This window comes from Bacillus spongiae (assembly GCF_037120725.1).
Classification (GTDB): Bacteria; Bacillota; Bacilli; order Bacillales; family Bacillaceae_K; genus Bacillus_CI; species Bacillus_CI spongiae.
In genome coordinates this window covers 89,237-106,934 of sequence record NZ_JBBAXC010000004.1, presented here as the reverse complement: position 1 = coordinate 106,934, position 17,698 = coordinate 89,237, and the positions used below count along the sequence as shown (strand labels likewise).

The window sequence follows — 17,698 nt, the reverse complement described above, 5'->3', positions numbered from 1 at the left end:
TTTAAAGTGAATATCCGGAAGAATATAGAGGTGGGGATGAAATGAATTTATTGGGGAAAGTAACTTATAAGTACAGAAAGCTTATGGTCATATTTTGGCTCGTCTTAATTACTGTTTTTTGCTTTTTTGCGTTAAAGCTTCCTGGAGTATTAAGTGGAGATGGATTTGAATACGACGGAGATTATCAAGAAACGAGAACGATTTTAGAGGAGGAGTTCGGTCAAGCAAAATCCTCCATCATTGTCCTATTTGAAAAAGGGGAGACGACTAGCGAAGCCAATTTTGAAGTGGCAATTACTGATACTTTAACGGAATTAGGTGAACAAAAGCAAGTAGAGTCAGTGATCACCCCATTTATGCAGGAACAGATGATGCGCGAAGACTATGCATACGGCTTATTGCTTTTCGACCAAGAAGCAGGTGAGCTTGCTGAAACAATCGAGGAGCTCCGTGCAGATATTTCTCCAGCTGAGGGCGTACAGGTTAGTTTAACAGGTGAACCCGTCATCATTAAAGACTTGAATGAAGCAAGTCAAAAAGACTTAGCGAAAGCAGAAACGATTGGCTTACCGATTGCCTTAATCGTCTTGATCTTAGCATTTGGCGGACTTGTTGCGGCTAGTATTCCGCTTGTCATCGGCGTTATTTCAATCTTAATGACCATGGGAATTGTCTACTTTTTTAGTTATTCTACGAATTTATCCATCTTTATTTTAAATATTGTCCCAATGATTGGGCTCGCTTTAAGTATTGATTTTGCCCTATTAATTATTAACCGCTTTAAAGAAGAGATACAGCATCGGTCGACAGAGGATGCGATTAAGGTGACGGTTGCAACCGCAGGAAGGTCGATTGTATTTTCAGGACTTTGTGTTTTTATTGGCTTATTTGGTTTAATGTTTATTCAAATTGATATATTCCAAAATGTAGGCTTAGGTGGGATGACCGTCGTTCTGATTGCGGTACTCGTTTCGATTACGTTTTTACCAGCCCTGTTATCGTTTGTCGGTCCTAAAATAAACGCCCTCAAGATTTTAAAAGTAAAGGAAGGAACGTCAAGTGTGTGGGAAAAATTCGCCAACCTTGTAATGAAGCGACCTGTTATCATGAGCATCATGTCATTGGCCATTTTATTAGTAGCATTGATTCCACTGCGTGACATGAATTTGGCTATTGAGACAACGGATTCTTTACCGACAACCTACGAGTCTCGTAAAGCATACGATACCTTTACACAAGAATTTATTGAGGATGAAAAAAGAGTCGAAAATCAAGTAACGATTGTAGCCGAGGCGGACGGAGAAATACTGTCATTGGAAAATTTAGAAAAGGTGAAAGCATTAATAGCAAATCTTGAGGAAGAGTCGCTCGTTGAGACGATTGAGTCCCCGTTTAGCCTTGCTAACATAGACGATGTGGAAACGTTTTATGGAGCTACCCAGCAAAATGAAAGCAATCCATTACAGCCTATTTTGGACCAATACGTTGCTGAGGATAAAATGCTATTAAACGTCTATTTAGATCCTTCCCGAACGAAAGAAGAGGGGTATGAATGGGTAGAGGAATGGGCGGAAAAGAATACGGAGCTAGCATTACAATTGGGTGGCTCAATCAAATTTGAGCAGGAAATTTTTAAAGAAATATATGATAAAGCTCCGTATGGTTTAGCTTTAATTCTTATCTCAACTTTCTTTATTTTATCCATAGCATTCCGTTCAATTCTCATTCCACTAAAGGCGATCATGATGAACATCTTAAGTTTATGTGCAACATTTGGCTTAATTGCTTGGATATTCCAAGGAGGACATTTTGGCTTTGATGCGGTTGATATATCGCTAATGTTACCTGTATTAGTCTTCAGCTTAGTATTTGGGTTGTCTATGGACTATGAAGTGTTTTTAATTTCCAGAATTCATGAGGTTTATTTAGAAACACAGCATAATAATAAAGCAATTGTTAAAGGGTTAACATCGACAAGTAAAATTATTACCTCTGCGGCAGCGATTATGATTGTCGTAACGGGTGCCTTTGCCTTCACAAGCGTGATGCCAGTAAGACAAATGGGCGTGGGAATTGCTCTTGCGATCTTTATTGACGCGACGATTGTGCGAATGGTATTAGTTCCTGCCCTAATGAAATTGCTAGGAGATTGGAATTGGTGGTTTTTCGGATTGAAATTTAATCAAGGCAAAAAAGTGAAGCTTGAAGAAGCATCAGAGTAAACAAAACAACGAAGCGTGAGTTGGATCACGCTTCGTTGTTATTAGTTTTGAAAATAAAGTTGAGTGAAGAGATGAAAAAGTTCATTGAAAGGCTATTACCTTGAAGGATTGAATTCGAGATAATATTAAAAATCATATTGAATTATATACTAGTATAAGGAGAGAGTTTGATGGGCCGTACTTAATAATACATAAAGTACGATTATGGCATTAATACATTTAATTATGGGGTGGAAATAGTGGATGAGGGAAGGAAAAATGCTTATAGAATTCTAATATATCAAGCATTTTTAGACATTAAAAATAGCGTATCACAGGATGAGTGTTTTCATATTGCCCATGCATTTCACAACCTAGCAGAAAGTCAAATAAATGATTTTAAAAAGTTAGATGAAGAGACGTTTTGGAATAGAATTCAATACTTAGAAATTCAATTTAAACTACACCATTACAGAAGTCTGTTTGAAAAATCTATTATATAAACATAAATAAACCAAATGGAATTTCTCTAGATAAACAATAATGGTATAGTCCCACAATTTAGTCAAATTCAATTGAGTGATATTTTTACATACTAGAGGAGTTAATAGAATGGATGAAATGAATCTCTTATTATCAAAATGGGAGCAAATACTAAGTAAGTTAGAGGATAATAACGGTACAGTATATCCTATTGAAATAGGCGACAAAGCTATTCTACAGGAAATTGAGGCTAAAGAAATAGAGGTAGGATATGAATTACCGCCTTCTTATAAAAATGTTTTACAAAATCTAGGTAAATCAGTTTCATTATATTACTCTTTTTCGGACGATACTATGGTTCCAAGTGAATTTAGCGAAATATGTTCAGGGGAGATAAATTGGAATATTGATTTCTTACAGAATTTAAATATATTAGCAGATGAGTTGATGGAAGACGAAGATAATTATGGGAAGGCACTTAGGGGGAAATTAGAATTTTCTCATACAGGTAACGGAGATATATACGCTTTTGATATGTCTGTTGAAAGTGAAGAGAAACCAGTTATTTATTGGGACCACGAAGAGGACACCATTACTTATGTTGCGGATTCTTTTATCGATTACTTATATAAGATTACTGAATTAGGGTGTATTGGTAGTGAAAAATGGCAGCTTAAATACTTTCTAGATGATTCTGGGCTCGAGACAACAAATTTAGCAGCTGTTAGATGGAAGAATTGGTTTGAATCATTTTCAGAGACAATGATAGATGATGTGAAAAATAACATGAACGAGCTAATAGCTTTTGTTATTTATCGTAATGAAGTAAATGAAGAAATAATCAACTGTCTTCAGAAATTTAGGAAAGATGAGCTACTTAGTTTCCTCCTAGAAGAATTGAATAAAAAAGAGGCATATATGGATCAAAAGATTATTTGTAAGGTTATAGGAGGGGTATTAGGAGTTTACGCAGAATCATGGGTGACAAGCCTATGGGAAACTAAAGAAGATAAGCTCGATCCAGGGTTACGATCCTATCTAACTTCGATGTGTATAAGTAAGGAAAAAGGACTCCCCTTAGTACTTAATTTTCTTGAACGACGACCTAATTTTAAGGTAACGGGATATGAGGCACTTTCACACCTTGGTGAATTTCATTCGAGGGATGTTATCACTTGGATGGAAAATCATGTGAAATTGCCTGTGACAGAAGGGTGGGAAGAGTTATACTTTACATCTAACTTTTCTTGGCATGACTTAGAAAGGTGGACTTCATTAGAAGAAAAGCATGAAGTAACTGTAATTCACGTATTAGAAAAGTATGTACATGAGAAGAACAAAGACAGTAAATATACTTTTGGTATAACAAATCTTCCTGATAAATCGGAGTTTACTGATTTCCTTCTAAAATTACACGATAAACAAGTTCTAAGAAAGCGAAAGTTAATCCTAGAGAATATTTTACAAAATATTAATATATTTTATTAAGCTATTAGAGAATGTATTTTATCTATAGGACAAAAATGAAAGAACATTGAAGTATTTTCATATAATTCTAATTTTAAGCGTTTCCATCAAGTGCGATGATTAAAAACCATCGCGCTTTTTTATGTTTGAAAAAAGTGACTGTAAGAATTAATTTTGTTTTTAGGTAACAGGTACATTAGTGTAGTAATGATTCTATAGCTTTTATAAGTGGAGGAGTGGTTTGATCAATTTCACTGTATATAGGGGAAGTTTATGGCTGGTATCTAGGTGATAGTAAAAAGTGAGGGCTCTTACATTGACATCAAAATAACTATTAACTATAATCGTTATTAAAGACCTTCGAAGTCTTTAATTATAATGAAGAGGTTGAAAAAATGAAATTTACAAAAGCAACAAGCCACGCTTTGCACACGATGTTATATTTAGCCACAATAAATGCTAATAAACCTGTTGGAGTCCAAGTTCTTGCCAAGCAATTAAATGTTTCACCGACATATTTATCTAAAATATTGACAAAACTTGTGAAGGAAGGCATGGTTACTTCGGCATCAGGAGCTAATGGAGGATATTCATTGTCAAATGGATGGGAATCGATTTCTTTTCTCGATATCATTGACACAATCGAAGGAAGGTCTTCATTATTTGATTGTTATGATCATGGACCTGATTGTCCGATCCAAAAAGTCATGTTAAGTTCAGAAGAAAAAATGGAAGAAGAATTAAGAAAGCGTAAAATTTCAGACTTAATTTAAAATAAAGCAACGGTCAATGTTGTTTTATATTCTAATCGTAGATATAAAATGTCTTTAATGTCAATGAATTTACAACAAAACTGAAGGGGGAATATAAGTGGAAAATGACTTATTTAATCAAAAAACATGGGAATCTGCCTGGGAAAATGATTCAAATACAAATTTGAAAATAATGCAAAGGCTGGGGCAAATGGGATCTTATAATAGCAAAGGGTTTAAAAAATGGGCGAATTCCTATAACGCAAATTCGTTTAGTAATGAAGGGAGACAACGAGTAAATAGAATTTTGAAATGGGTTGAACAACAAGGTGTTAGCTTTGAGGGGATTTCTGTGTTAGACATTGGGGCAGCATCTGGTGTGTTTAGCATCCCTATGGCAAGAAAAGGAGCAAAGGTTACTGCTGTTGAACCTTCATTAGATTTAGCAACCATGTTAGAGGAACATGCAAATAAGCATTCTGTCAAAGTGAATATTATTCAAAAGCCTTTTGAGGACTTTTTGAAAGATACTCGTAAACAATCCTATGATTTCGTTTTTTCATCAATGAGCCCTGTTATGCAAAACTGGAAGATAGTTGAAAAGACACTTAGTTATGCGAAGAAATATTGTTATATTAGCGGCATGTCTAGCAGAAAAGAAAATCATGTCATGGATGAACTTTTACCCATTCTAGAAATAGAGCTGAAAGGAATTGGTTCGTCTGATATGGCATATATTTTACATTTACTTTTTCTAAAAGGTTACTCTTATCAATCTTTGATTGAAAGGCATATAAAAACTGTGGAAATAGATATCGAAGACGCAGTAACTAAATTACCTGAATGGTTTGTTGAATATGGAATCCCGTTAGAAGATAAGTTACTAAAACAATCTGAATCATATTTACGTAGAACCTATACAGGTAAAATCCCATTAAGAATGGGAGGGAGATTTGGAAAGGTACTTGTTCAATTTTAATTTAATTACAGATATAAAAGGTCTTTAATAGTGATTTTTATAAAAAAATGAAAAGGATGATTCGAATGAATATTTTTGATTGTATTGTTGTAGGTGCAGGAGCTGCAGGGTTAAGTACTAGCTTAACGTTAGGAAGGGCGAGAAGAAATATCGGAGTGTTTGACGACGGATCCAATAGGAACAGAGTTACTCAAGAATCACATGGATTTATAACAAGAGACGGGACGAAACCTCATGAATTTAGAGAAATAGGGTTAAAAGAATTAGAGAAATATCCTTCCATATCTTACTTTAATACAAAGATTACCGAGATAACTAAAGATATTGTTAATGAAAGATTTATAGTGAGAACAAAAGATGATGAAGAATATAGTACGGAAAAAATCGTATTAGCCACTGGTGTTCAAGAGGTATTCCCTATACTATCTGTTAGAGATTATTATGGAAAAAGCATTTTTAGTTGCCCATATTGTGATGGGTGGGAGATGAGAGATAAGCCACTCGTTGTTATAGCAGAAGATGAAGAATATATGCTCCATATGACTAAATTAGTTTACAACTGGTCTAAAGATTTAGTTCTTATAACAAATGGCGCTAGAATAAGTGAACAAAGTGCTTTAGAGCTACAAAAGCGTAATATAAAGATAATGGTGGAGCCAGTTAAAAAGTTAATAGGTGTTGATGGGTATTTACGTGAAGTTGAATTTGAATCAGGAGAAACAATAGCCAGATCAGGAGGGTTTGTTATACCAACATTTTATCGTCCCATTTCATTTGTTGAACAGCTAGGTTGTGAAATAGACGAAAAAGGGGCTGTTGTAACAGATGGAATGGGCAGGACAACACAAAAAAACATCTACATTGCTGGAGAAACTGAAAAAGTACTTCCTTCATCGCTAATGATGTCTGCAGGCGAAGGAAATAAAACGGCCGTAGCTGTTAATACTGATTTAACGATGGAACGTTTTTGAGTAAATGTATGAGATTATGTGAAACGAATAAAGTATTTAAAATATTAAATAAACCTACTTGACCTCAAGAAAGGATTAAGGTAAATCCTTTCTTATCAATAATGGGGGAATGAATAATGACAAAATATGTGTTTGTTACAGGTGCTAATAAAGGTATTGGCTACGAGATTGCTCGCCAATTAGCTGAAAAAAATTATCATGTTTTTTTGGGAGCTCGTAATAAGGAGCTAGGACAAAAAGCAGTTGAGTCTTTAGGATTAGAAAATGTTTCCCTTATTCAAGTAGACATTGCTGATACTGAATCTATATTAAACTCAGTAGATGAAATTGGAGAAGTAACGGATAACTTAGATTTATTAGTTAATAACGATGGGGTTGTACTAGATATTAATATCCTTCCTAGTGAATTGAGATTAGAAACACTATTTCGTTCATTTGAAATTAATTTCTTAGGAACATTCCAAATGATTCAAGCTTTTTTACCATTAGTTAAAGAAGCTAATGGTGGAAAAATAGTCAATATAACGACAGATATGTCCTCACAAACGATATTTGACAATTGTGATTTACCTCAATTAAATACATTAGGATATAATTCATCAAAAACGGCAGTCAACTCTTTAACATTAGCCTTTGGAAAGGAATTTGAGTCAGATGGACCTGAGATTTTTGGAGTTACACCTGGCTTGATCTCAACTAATCAGAATGGAAACGTTCCACTTGGGAAAACCCCTGCTGAAGGTGCACAAGTTATTGTAAAGTATGCAATCAGTGACAAAAGTTATAATGGGAAAATATTGAACGAAGGTGGCATGATTCCTTGGTAGCTGTGGACATGGCTTTCTTTACTATAAAACTAGTAAAAGAAGGAATGTATGAAACAAGTAATTAGTGGAGCAAAAACTTAAAAAGAACTGTAATGGACAAGAGAGGGGAAACCTAGCTTGTCCTCCAATTATTATGATAGTGTTCTGTTTCACGCCTCAATATAATCGCTCACCAATTAATAAAATGTAGAAAGAAGCCTCACTTTTACGAAAAGTCAAACATTGATTCAGATTCATAGATTTTATATTCTACAATATTGTGAAAGGAGAGAGGAGTGCCAGTGAATACTTTTGTCATTAAATTAACAAAATCTAATAAAATCATGGTAGAAGCATGTAATTAGTGGGGAAATGCTCCTCTATAAAGATAAACCCTATGCTCCTTGTAATGTATAGGTTCGCTTGTTAATCGGAATTTATGTCCCAACTAGCCTGTGAATCATGTTTATGGCGAACAGTTTGGCTGACGAGGATTAGTCCCGCGGGCGCTGGGTTTTATCCTGACTGCGGCTATAATAAAAGATCTTATGATAAAAGGTCAACCAGAAAAAACTCGCTCACATATTATGGTCGGACGTACTAATTAATAGTGCGTCTTTTTGTGTTTTAATAAGATTATTGAGGAAGGTTTCATGCAAGAGAAAGCCCATAAGTTCACACTAGCCAAAGTATATTTTTACCAAATGAACAGCGCCACCTTTAACTAAATTTAGTCTTTTTATGATATTAAAGGGAAAATAATAGGATAAAAAGAATAATAGATTAGTAAAAGGGGATGTTGTGATGAATTTGGAGATAAAACATAGGAAAGTTCATAAACGATTTAGAAGGTTAAAATTCCTTGGAATAACCTTGATGACGATCATCCTTCTTACATTAGTAGTAGGTTTTGTTTATGAATATACGAGTTACAAGAATGTTAAAAGCAACTTTCCTCCAGACGGAAAAATGATTGATGTCGGAAACAGAGAAATACATGTGAATATTAAAGGGGAGAAAACGAAGCTGCCACCTGTTGTTATTGAAGCAGGATTTGGTTCATGGTCTTACGATTGGTCAAACATTCAAAAAGAGCTATCAAAGCATACCGAAGTCATTACTTATGACCGAGCGGGGTATGGATGGAGTGATCCACCTCCAAATGGCTTTAATATTGATATGACAATTAATGATTTGAGTAAAGTTCTTGAATATTCAAATATTGATTCCCCTGTCATATTAGTGGGGCATTCACTTGGAGGGATTTATACTCGTCTCTTTGCAGATAAGTATCCTGAAAAGGTTTCAGGCTTAATTCTTGTTGATGCACGAAATGAGTATTTGACAGAAAAAGCTACATCATATAATGATATATATTATGAGGGACAAGACCTAACTTTCATTCGCATTTTTTCTCAATTTGGATTCGCACGACTATTTGGGGAGAATATGATTGCTGATTTAATTCCCGATTACCTTTCCTTAGAAAAGTATGTCAATGTTCAATATGACACTCCCTTTTTAAAATTATTAGATCAAGAAGATAAACAAATAAGAACATTAGAGAAATTAGTGAAATTAGTGAAAGACACTCAACACTTGGATGATAAGCCTTTAACAATCATTACACCAGATGAAAATAAAGAACTTCAATTAAATGCAACTGAATTAGGGTATTCAGAACAAGAGGCGAGTAATATAGATCAAATCTGGAAAGATTCCCAAATGCAACTAACCAATATATCCAATAACAGTGAACTTATTTTAGTTCCAAATAGCGGTCACAATGTGATGTTTGACCAACCTAATGTCATCATTGAAGCGATTTTGAATATGGCTGATGGAATATGAACTTTTTTGGGCAAGGTGCCTCTAGAAAGTCGAAAATAATAAGAATATAAAAGTAATAGGAAGGGATTAAATTAATGAATAAAATAAATGAGATAGGCGACCAGCTTTGGGAAGGGTGCATATTAGCCTCAATAGCACACGCCATCATGGTCGCTCACTATCCTGAATTAGCAAATGAACATTCTTGGGATGATATTAATTACAATGTACAAAATAGTTCTGGTGGTCGGGGCACGATAACTTTTCATACGAACTATGTGGTAGGTGCTTTTCGAAATGAAGATAGTGAGCGAGAATCTAACTATACAGTTGCACTTAATTACTTTAATGGGGCTCCACAAGAAGTAATTGATGTTGCGGTTAACGAATCTCTACAATATTTGTTAGATGATATTCATGGGAGTGTCGCTCCTGTAATAACTACTGCATTTTGGGGAAATAAGGGTGGTTCTAATTCAAACGATAACGACGAAGAATTTATAAAAAATGGTGGATTTTTAATTGAAAGGCAAGCTTTGAATATTGAAGTAGCAATAAATGAGTGGATAGAGGATTACTATATGACTGAATCTCAAGTTAGTCTCCTTCATTCTCTCTTTGAAAGAAAAATAAGCAACCCGAATGATAAAATAATGTTAACTGAGAGTGAAATCAAGATGATTGAATCAGATGATGAAGAAGGTCTTAAAGAAAGCAAAATCTCATTTGGAGAATTGGGCATTGGTTGGGAGCTGTAGAATAGGACTTTATGAGCAGGAGATTAAACTGAAGAAAATAAGTTATCTCATATTTGAATTTTCCATTATCGGGTGCGCATTTCTAACATAGAAATGTGCCTTTTCATTTTAGGATTGTCTAATTGGACGTACTTTGAAATAATTGGTATTAAGCAACAGGGCAGTTAAACGGATTAATTTATAACACTACTAATGGAGTGTTTGTCTTTTTAATAAAGTGTTATTCAGAATTGGGAGGTTTGTCGTAAAAGGAATCTCTTTAAAAATAAACTAATGGACGTAGAGATAAAAAGTGACAATAACTTTTAGAAGATATAAAGATATAAGTGATTACCAAAAGATATGTACATTTCTAGAAAAAAGTTATGAATCCTATGGGACAAGGTTTGATAATAATTTAAGCTTATTTGAATTTCAATGTGCATTGTCACGTGGAATAGACGAACCAAGTAAGAGTATAAACGAGGCGTTAGAAAATGTTTTTCTATGGTTTGATGATGAGATGTTAGTAGGCATTCTTGAAGAAGGGTCCTTTTGTCTAGCAGCAAGTTACAGATTATCTTTGATGAACTAATAAAAGTTGGGGAAAAGTTTTATTCTGATTCTGATAATAAAATAGAGTGGGAGGTTTATGAAAACGATACTGACTACGAGAATGTCTTATTAAAAAATGGGTATAAAAAGTCCGAGGAATACTGGGTAAGAAGGGATTTTAACCTAGAAAATTCAATAAATCGCCTGGAACTACCAAAAGGGTTTTACATAAAATCGGTACCGAATCTTATTGAACACGATGAAGTGTATAAGGCCTATAAGCTATGCTATGGAATATTATTTAATAAGAGTATTTTTCATAATTTTTACGAAACTTCAACTTATAGAAAAGAGTTAGACTTAGTAGTTATCGGTCCAGATAATAATGTAGTAGCTTTAAGTAGTGGAAGGTTCGATGAAAAAAATAAGCTAGTTACGATCGAAGCAGTATCTTGTTACCATGAATATAGAGGGAAAGGTATTAGCAAAGCATTATTGCTATAGGAGTTAAGTATTGCTAAAGAACTTGGTGCAGAAAAATCGCCTGTCTATACTGCTATGCCAGAAAAATATCCGGCTCCAAATAAACTTTACGAGTCCGTTGGGTTTAACTTAGTTGGTAAAAGATTTGTTTGGAAAAAGTATTAAGGTAGACCAAATCAGTAATGGCAACAAACGAAGGCTTTTGTTATAGACTGTTATGATCTCTTTTAATTAATCTTGAATTCGGTTATTTAGCTATCAGGCTCTATAGTTTAAGAAGTGTTGTTAGTAACGCTTTTTTATGTGAAAAAGGAAAAATGATAGTTTGTGAGGAGAGGGTAACAAAGATGAAAATCGTAATAGAGAAAATCATCTACTTTGTATTTACAATAGTTATTTTTATTGTGTTATGGAAAATAACAAGTGAATTATGGGAATCATTTGTACCATGGAATTATAAAACAGACTTATTAGCAGCTTTTGTAGTTGCCCCAGTTCTAATTGTAGTTTCATTTATTTTGGCAAGTTTGTCGTTCAAAGTTATAAAGGAAAATAAATAGAAATAATAATGACTCCGGTAACAGTTTGCCTATGAGGTGGAAAGTACTCAAATAATATAGTTTCAATTATAGAGAGCTTTAGTGGAAGAAGATATGCAATATAAACTGTGATGAAGCCTTCCATAGTTGGTCGCAATCAAGAGTTAAAAAAACGATGACAAGCTCTCTTTCATTCTATCAGGCAGAATGACTAAAAAAAGGGGGAAAACAGATGGCTTTATGGAAAATCTATGTTGTTTCAATAAGTGAACTAATTGTATTTTTACTTCTCGGTTTGTTCTTAACTGTAAATGTTCTGAGAAATGTATATGAAAATGCAGGAATTAACTTTATGGGGAACGTGTGGGTGGTTTGGTTTGGATTAACGTTCATCCTATTTGGAATATATACCATCCTACTTTCCATTCTTATATCAAAAGATAGTCCATTACTAAAAAATAGATTATCTTCAAAAACCTTTTGGGTTCTTTTTATAGCTTCTATTTTTGGCGTATTTATTCCATTTTTTACAGGGGAAATCCCTTTTTGAAACTTCAGTCTAAATAAAGTGATAAATTCTTGAAATTCAAGTCTATAACAAATGGCCACTAATCTGTAATAAAATAGGCGTTCTTTTCATGAAAAGGGTCTTAAATTGGTGAAAGGCGAAGTGTGCATTTATGCTAAAATTAGGAAGTTGTTGAAGAGCTTATTTACTACCTGGAAGGAGGGGATAGTGGTGCTTTATATAGCAAGAACTCAAAGAAGGGTTTTAGGAATGTTATTAGCCATAAACGTAATGTCAATCATTGTAAGTTTAGTGATGAACTTACATTTATCCTATGAAATCTTTTTTGGTAAACTTTTAATTTGTGGAGTTATTCTATTATCATTTTTTATCCGATATAAATTAGAGATTGGGAAAGAGAAAGTTACTTACCAAATACAATTAATAGAAATGACGATTTACAAAAAAATAGTATATTCTAATCAAATCAAACAAATGAAATGTAAACGTATAGGGTGGACAACGAAGGGTATTATTATACAAGTCAAAAAAGGGTCCAATATTAGAGTAGTTAACTTTGAACCTCATACAGTAGCTACTAAATTAATGGAATTTGCGAATGAAAATGGTATTACCGTATCTAAAACAAAAGATTATTTAATTCTAGAAAAATAACCTCAATTAGTTATGGATGCTTTAGCAGAAGAACATACACATTTTTGTTGAAATAGATTTATTTTAGCCGCCTCAATCAGTTTCTCTGCTTTCTCTTAAGCCCAGTCATTTGATCGCTGTATACAGAGGGATGAAATGCAGTTGATTCGTTCAGATTGGGATACTTTTAATACAGATTCAGATGTGATGAATGTTTTAAGGGTATTTAACGAAATCCTGGAGTATACCATATACACTTCAATATTCAGGGGAAACATGATAATTATACTCTTCACCTAACCGTCGTACAATCTTATCCATTGGTGAAAATTACTGTGGGGCACCCCTATAGATTATGTAGTAGCTTCACAATTGTTTTTCCCATAAAAAATTGTTACACCGCATTAATTTCATAAAAAACAACATCTCCATTTGATAAATTGTGGCGAACAATTGGGGTACAGTTCATTGAATAGTGCGTCTTTTCGTGTATTGGTCCAATCTTCTTGGAATATGCGTTTCTATTTTACATATAAATCAACGCATAATGACAAACGTGCTACTATCTTGATTGTGTTGCTAAGGACATATAATCACTACACTACAAAAACTCCTAAATTCTAGTTGTTTAGGGTTTTTTATATTTACTGTCAGTCTCTTTGCTATCAATTAGAAAAAATCTTCCTAATGAGGTACATTCACACAGAATTCAGATGGCTTTCATATGAAATACAGATACAGATGGTTAAATAATGGGTGTAAGGAATACAACATTCAGCATGATAGGCTCTTATATTGAGACAATTCAAGCAGTATTTTCCTTGCGACATAAAATTATTACACCATTCATTATCTGGTGTTCTTAGCATAGCTACTTTCATAGGATTGATATGCAAAAAAAAGAAAGGAACGATAAACCCATGAAAAAAAATAGACTCATTGGTACCATCGCTTGTTTACTACTTATTTTATCCGCATGTGGATTCAGTGGAGAGGGTACAGAACCTGTAGGAGCTGGGGATGATCAAACCGATCAAGGAAAAGAGAATGCAAATGAAAGAGACACCATTACGGTAGGAGTTGAAAATGCCAATTCTCCCTTCTCTTTTATTGATGAAAATGGAGAACTAACTGGGTTTGACGTTGATGTCTTAGAAGCTATTGCAGAAGATCAAGGTCTTAACGTAAATTTTAAATCGATGAACTTTAGTTCCATCGTTCCCTCTCTCCAAACTGGACAGCTAGACGCAGCGATTTCTACTACTTCATTAGGTCCATCTCCTGAAAAAGAAGGAAAAGTGGACTTTGCTAATCGAATTACAAATGCATCGTCAAGCATTGTTTCTAAAAAAGGAAGCAGCATAGAAGAAATTGAGGATATTCACGAAAATCATGTAATTGCAGTGAAAACTGGTTCATTAGCAGAAAGAATTGCTGATATTCTTGCAGAAGAAACGGGTGCTGAGATTCGTCGTTTTGACACATCGGACAAGGTGCTTCAAGATGTAGTAAATGAGCAATCCGATGTCGCTGTTGATGCTATGGACACTATCTATGCTGTTTTGTGGCAAGATAGAGAATATGGAATTCAGATTTTAAGTGATAGTCTATTTCAATATGTCATGGAAGCACTTCAAGAAGAAGCAGAAGTCGAAGAAAACGAAAACGGAACTTCGGTGGGAGAATTTCCTTATAATGCAATTGCTGTAACCAAAGGAGACCAAGAACTGATTGATATGTTAAATGCAGGATTTCAGAATATAAAGGCTGATGGGAAATTTGACGAAATCCAAGCAAAATGGAATGTTGCTTTAACACTAACAGCTAGAATGTCTGAAGAGTTCTTGGACTTTATGATGGAGGTGAATCCAATATTAAAGGGGCTGGATGGAGAATTGAAGACTATCGATGAATAAAAAAGGAAATCACGATAAAATAAGTGTTGAAATATAGCTTTCAAAAGGTCATCGTTGATATTTTCATTAGGGTATTCCTAGGATTTTACTTATCGTTATTTCCAAGTTGAGCTATCTCATTGAAATTCTTTAAGTTCGTTTTGCTAAGGCGATAGAGGGGTTAAATAGCACGTTCTCACACTCCTTCAACATATTTAGTTATAAGAGGGTGAAGCCTTAACAATTAGTACATATTATAGGTACAACGTTGGAAAGGAGAGGTGAGTGTGGCAAAGGAAAAAAAGCAACCGAAAAAGGACTCAGTAAGTCCTCAAAATGAAGAAAAATATATTCGTGACCTTTCGACTCGAGAAAATGGACAGCCGTTGCCTCAGCCAAAAGATTATGACGAGATTGACTATTAAGAAATGATAAGGTATGACAAAAGTCATCAGACGTTGTTGTTTTCGTCTGATGACTTTCCTTATTATGTTTATTAAAGAAGGTGGAGTTCTGCATGTAAACGGGCTTAATAGGGATGTACTTGATGTAATTCTGGATTGGTGTAAAATCATAGAGTTGGATGTTAGGGCTGGCATAGTACAGTTACATAATACCACTAGTATAGAAAGAAGAGGAAGGCTGCGATGCGGCTCGTAAATGTGAAGGAAAAAGGGTGAATGGTTAAAATTTAATCCTCTTATATTCTATACGTCGGAGCATTATTGGCTATTAAGGAAAGGACCCCTTATAGAAATATATGTGCAACGTGAATAAAATACTTAGTATTGATTAATCCATATTGTCAAATGATGAAGGAAAATGTATAAAGAGATTGATTAAACATATTATTGGACTAAAAGTTCGCTACAAAATGAATATAAAACAAAATAAACTGTCAATATTGACAGTTTTTTAATTTCTAAGGAAGGTATGTTCATATTCGTGTCGAATACTCATTTTTAATAAGTTTAGATAAAGCGAATTTAATCTAGTAGGCAGTTAACCTGGTTACTAAAGGAGGAACGTACTGCTTTTGACAAAAGAATGGAGTTATCAAATAACGATATTGTTGAGGTGAGAACCATTATTCATAATTATTTTGTTGAAAAACTTGGAGAAGGTGAGCCCGTAATTTTTCTTCCTGCTGCTGGTTTCTCTGGAAAGGAAGGCCTCAATATTGCAGAAGAATTGAGTGACAGGTTTGAAACCCATTTGATTGATTTACCTGGTTTAGGTAAAAGTGAAGGGATTGAACAAAGAATCACTCCTTTGGTACTTGCAAATTGGGTGAATGAGTATATGGAAGAACAGCATATAGAAAGAGCTACCTTAATTGGTCATTCGTTGGGGGGAGCTATTCTTTTAGCTTTCGCTCTGTATTATCCAAATAAGGTTGATAAGCTCATTTTACTGGACCAAGGGCATAAGCCTTATCCTAGAATCCCTACGTCAGAATTTGGTCCATTTGCTTATATGTTTCCACTCATTAATGGATGTGTTCGATTATTGGGGAAACCATTTTTAAAGAGGCTTGCGCCATTATTTATGCAAGAGAACGAAACAGTAGAGGATAACATCGAAGCGAGTGTTAAGCAATTTTGTGAGCGTACTGCCATTGAGGAAAATGAATACGTCAAAATAGCCTTTAAAAATCCTATTGATTTCTCAGTTGAGGGCCTTAACCTTATGTTTGGTTACTACAACTTAAAATTGCCAAAATTACTTCTAAATGTAAATGTGCCAACCTATTTAGTTTATGGTACTTTCGAAAATATGGATGATAAAGAGTATAGACGAACAAATAAATACATACAAAAATTAAAGAAACATAATCTTCCGGTAACATACTTTCCGGTAAAAAGTGGACATTATGTCCACTGGAGTAATCACTTTGAATTGAGTGATTTAACACATATTCTAACTGCTAATTCTAGTGAAAACAATGATTATGCAGAATACATTTCCAACTGAAGAATAGAAAGAGCACGACAGCCATTTCTGATTGAAATGGTTGTTTTATATCTTATATGTAAGGAATTAATTGTAACGCATTTCAACTTACACTCATTCTCTTTCTTCACATGTTTGGTGATAAAAAAGATTGATCAATAGCACGTCTTAATATGTGGATTTCTCAAATAAAAAGAGCCTCTTTTTGAATAAAGGATTAAAAAAGGCTCTTTAAATATTTTACGAAGACGATTTTAGTTTAATTATTTTCTATCTTTGTTCTGTAACATCGCGTCCATTTGTTGAAGCTTGAAATCGAGATATTATGTAAGTCACTTCTAGTTTTTTTATTAGTTCCCAAGTTTAAAGTTTATAATAGTCCCCTCAGGTAAATTCATCCTCTCACGGTGAACGACATGTCAACGTGAGCCACACCTATAAAGGTGAAGGAGAAACCTCCTGAAGAGTTCTTAGAAATTTATTTGGGAGAATATTGTGGGAGATACTTTTGAGAATCATATTTTGTGGGAAGCTGTCATGGAATTAAATGACGTTTTCATTGAGTTGCACGAGTTTAATAAAGATTCCGTGGGGGGACTTGTAAAATCAAATGAGTTAAGAATTTATGTTATTTCTAAAGGAAGACAAATGGATGGCTTGAGACAGGGAAGCATTAGATCAACACTCATTGTAGATTGCATTAGAGAGAGAATTAGAGAACAATGTCTCAATTGAAAAATGGTGGAACCATTGTGTCCTGCCGAATGCAATCAACGCAAAGATTATTGAGTAAAATTCATTAGGTTTATTAGGTGTTTTATTTGCCTTGAAAAATATTCACCACTGAAGAGCGAGAATTAAGAACATTACATAATACATTTGCAT

The 17,698-nt window shown here is 34.1% G+C and carries 18 protein-coding genes; all 18 read left to right on the top strand.

Annotated features, from left to right (window positions below; genetic code table 11):
* Window positions 1-41 precede the first annotated feature (41 nt).
* The 18 genes from WAK64_RS06365 to WAK64_RS06280 all read left to right on the top strand — a co-directional run bounded on the left by WAK64_RS06365 (window position 42) and on the right by WAK64_RS06280 (window position 17,548).
* Complete coding sequence (locus WAK64_RS06365) at window positions 42-2,222, top strand: MMPL family transporter (protein WP_336586115.1); 2,181 nt, start codon at window positions 42-44, stop codon at window positions 2,220-2,222.
* Between the two features lie 239 nt (window positions 2,223-2,461).
* Window positions 2,462-2,704: a hypothetical protein gene (locus WAK64_RS06360; protein WP_336586114.1), complete on the top strand. Its 243-nt coding sequence runs from the start codon at window positions 2,462-2,464 to the stop codon at window positions 2,702-2,704.
* A gap of 109 nt (window positions 2,705-2,813) precedes the next feature.
* The gene (locus tag WAK64_RS06355) at window positions 2,814-4,172 is read left to right on the top strand and encodes an SMI1/KNR4 family protein (protein ID WP_336586113.1); all 1,359 of its coding nucleotides are present in this window, start codon (window positions 2,814-2,816) and stop codon (window positions 4,170-4,172) included.
* Between the two features lie 374 nt (window positions 4,173-4,546).
* The gene (locus tag WAK64_RS06350) at window positions 4,547-4,924 is read left to right on the top strand and encodes an RrF2 family transcriptional regulator (RefSeq protein WP_336586112.1); all 378 of its coding nucleotides are present in this window, start codon (window positions 4,547-4,549) and stop codon (window positions 4,922-4,924) included.
* 97 nt (window positions 4,925-5,021) lie between these two features.
* Complete coding sequence (locus tag WAK64_RS06345; protein ID WP_336586111.1) at window positions 5,022-5,882, top strand: class I SAM-dependent methyltransferase; 861 nt, start codon at window positions 5,022-5,024, stop codon at window positions 5,880-5,882.
* Window positions 5,883-5,947: 65 nt separating this feature from the next.
* The gene (locus WAK64_RS06340) at window positions 5,948-6,853 is read left to right on the top strand and encodes an NAD(P)/FAD-dependent oxidoreductase (RefSeq protein ID WP_336586110.1); all 906 of its coding nucleotides are present in this window, start codon (window positions 5,948-5,950) and stop codon (window positions 6,851-6,853) included.
* 116 nt (window positions 6,854-6,969) lie between these two features.
* The gene (locus tag WAK64_RS06335) at window positions 6,970-7,680 is read left to right on the top strand and encodes an SDR family NAD(P)-dependent oxidoreductase (RefSeq protein WP_336586109.1); all 711 of its coding nucleotides are present in this window, start codon (window positions 6,970-6,972) and stop codon (window positions 7,678-7,680) included.
* A gap of 783 nt (window positions 7,681-8,463) precedes the next feature.
* The gene (locus tag WAK64_RS06330) at window positions 8,464-9,510 is read left to right on the top strand and encodes an alpha/beta fold hydrolase (protein WP_336586108.1); all 1,047 of its coding nucleotides are present in this window, start codon (window positions 8,464-8,466) and stop codon (window positions 9,508-9,510) included.
* 74 nt (window positions 9,511-9,584) lie between these two features.
* Window positions 9,585-10,247 (top strand): hypothetical protein, encoded by a 663-nt coding sequence (locus tag WAK64_RS06325; protein ID WP_336586107.1) that lies wholly within the window; start codon window positions 9,585-9,587, stop codon window positions 10,245-10,247.
* Between the two features lie 292 nt (window positions 10,248-10,539).
* The gene (locus WAK64_RS06320; protein ID WP_336586106.1) at window positions 10,540-10,821 is read left to right on the top strand and encodes a hypothetical protein; all 282 of its coding nucleotides are present in this window, start codon (window positions 10,540-10,542) and stop codon (window positions 10,819-10,821) included.
* Window positions 10,782-11,285 carry a hypothetical protein gene (locus tag WAK64_RS06315; RefSeq protein ID WP_336586105.1) on the top strand — a complete coding sequence of 168 codons (504 nt, stop codon included), beginning with the start codon at window positions 10,782-10,784 and terminating at the stop codon, window positions 11,283-11,285. Before WAK64_RS06320 ends, WAK64_RS06315 begins: the two co-directional genes overlap by 40 nt.
* Window positions 11,286-11,611: 326 nt before the next feature.
* Window positions 11,612-11,824 carry a hypothetical protein gene (locus WAK64_RS06310; protein ID WP_336586104.1) on the top strand — a complete coding sequence of 71 codons (213 nt, stop codon included), beginning with the start codon at window positions 11,612-11,614 and terminating at the stop codon, window positions 11,822-11,824.
* Between the two features lie 211 nt (window positions 11,825-12,035).
* Window positions 12,036-12,353 carry a hypothetical protein gene (locus WAK64_RS06305; protein ID WP_336586103.1) on the top strand — a complete coding sequence of 106 codons (318 nt, stop codon included), beginning with the start codon at window positions 12,036-12,038 and terminating at the stop codon, window positions 12,351-12,353.
* 186 nt (window positions 12,354-12,539) lie between these two features.
* Entirely contained in the window at window positions 12,540-12,986 is a 447-nt protein-coding gene (locus tag WAK64_RS06300) for a hypothetical protein (protein WP_336586102.1), read from the top strand.
* Between the two features lie 899 nt (window positions 12,987-13,885).
* Window positions 13,886-14,881 carry an ABC transporter substrate-binding protein gene (locus WAK64_RS06295; RefSeq protein ID WP_336586101.1) on the top strand — a complete coding sequence of 332 codons (996 nt, stop codon included), beginning with the start codon at window positions 13,886-13,888 and terminating at the stop codon, window positions 14,879-14,881.
* A gap of 266 nt (window positions 14,882-15,147) precedes the next feature.
* Entirely contained in the window at window positions 15,148-15,285 is a 138-nt protein-coding gene (locus WAK64_RS06290) for a hypothetical protein (RefSeq protein WP_336586100.1), read from the top strand.
* 622 nt (window positions 15,286-15,907) lie between these two features.
* Window positions 15,908-16,834, top strand: a complete 927-nt coding sequence (locus tag WAK64_RS06285) for an alpha/beta fold hydrolase (protein WP_336586099.1) — start codon at window positions 15,908-15,910, stop codon at window positions 16,832-16,834.
* Between the two features lie 474 nt (window positions 16,835-17,308).
* Window positions 17,309-17,548, top strand: coding sequence for a hypothetical protein (locus WAK64_RS06280; RefSeq protein ID WP_336586098.1), 240 nt, complete (start codon window positions 17,309-17,311; stop codon window positions 17,546-17,548).
* The last annotated feature ends 150 nt before the right edge of the window (window positions 17,549-17,698 follow it).